This is a genomic window from Mesorhizobium sp. LEGMi-168a, from assembly GCF_058312955.1.
The window spans coordinates 1-1189 of record NZ_JBZEGV010000123.1 but is presented as its reverse complement, the minus strand read 5'-3'; the positions used below and the strand labels follow the sequence as shown (position 1 = coordinate 1189).

The window sequence follows — 1189 nt, the reverse complement described above, 5'->3', positions numbered from 1 at the left end:
CGATCAATCCCACGCCAGGGTCTCCGTGTCCGCGCATAGCCCGATCGACGATAGCCCTCTGATCGATCGCGTATCCGATCGCGTCGCGAAACGCGGGATCCTGAAGGGCCTTGGTGCTACCTTCCCCCTTCCCGGAGAGAGTGTTGAAGGCCAGATAATTCCGCTGCTCGACGCGCTGTTGACCAACGACGACGTTGGAATCCTTTGAAAGGTCGTCCCACTGGGCGGCTGTGAGGTACATCCCATAGTCGAGGTCGCCGCTTTTTAGACCCTGGGCGATGGGATCGACCGTATCAAAGAAGCGGAAGACCATTCCGGCAGTCGCTGGCTGTCCGGTACGGAAGTGCGGGTTGGGAGTGAAGCGTGCAAACTGCCCCTGCTGAAATTCCGAAACAATCATGGGCCCTGTCCCCACAATGGGTGCGTTGTTGCGGAAGGGGCCTCGCGCATCTGCATAGGTGATATCCTTCCAGATGTGCTCGGGAACGATATATTTGTAGTTATCGACTGGCCAACGGGTCGGACTCTTGGTCACGATTTGCAAAGTCTCATCGTCCAAGGCGGTGACGGAGTCTACAAGGTCAAGTCCGTCAGTGCTATTTTGGCCGACGTTCAGCTCATCGGGCTTGCCCATCGAGCCGCGCAAGTAATTATAGGTGAATGCTGCATCCCTCGCGGTTGCAGGTTGACCGTCCGACCATTTCATGCCTGGCCAAATCTTGAACGTCCAGGTGAGGTTATCTTCGGCAACGGACCACTCCTTGGCGAACCCCTTGCGATCAGGGTGGCGCTGGGCGTCCACGGCAACCAAGAAGTCGTAGGTGAAGCATAGAGGCCACCACGAGTTCCAGGTGGCAAAGGGGTTCAGGGTGTCGGGAGTGCTGGTTCCGGCGAGGCGCACGATATGATCGCCGCACGATGAAGCGAACGCGCTTGAACGCATAATCCAAGTTGCAGCTGAACTCAGCAACATAGCCTTCATGGCTACACGGCGATTGATTAGCCAATTGTCCATTCTTTTTCCTCCCTCAAAAAATTGGTCTTATTGAACTCATAGTCGAGGGTAATCGCGCCGGCCTTGCGGTGTCCGGGCGCGGTGCGGTCGAGCACCTAACCTGCCTGTCTTCGATGATGTCGGTATTGTTAAAGTCTCGACCAGATTTGAGGGCACACGCCGAAACGAGGCTGT

General features: G+C 56.4%; 1 protein-coding gene. It reads right to left on the bottom strand.

Annotated features, from left to right (window positions below; all coding sequences use genetic code 11):
- Positions 1-1015: ABC transporter substrate-binding protein (locus AC4FWB_RS34340; RefSeq protein ID WP_491030637.1), on the bottom strand; the 1015-nt coding region annotated here is incomplete at its 3' end.
- Positions 1016-1189 lie beyond the last annotated feature (174 nt).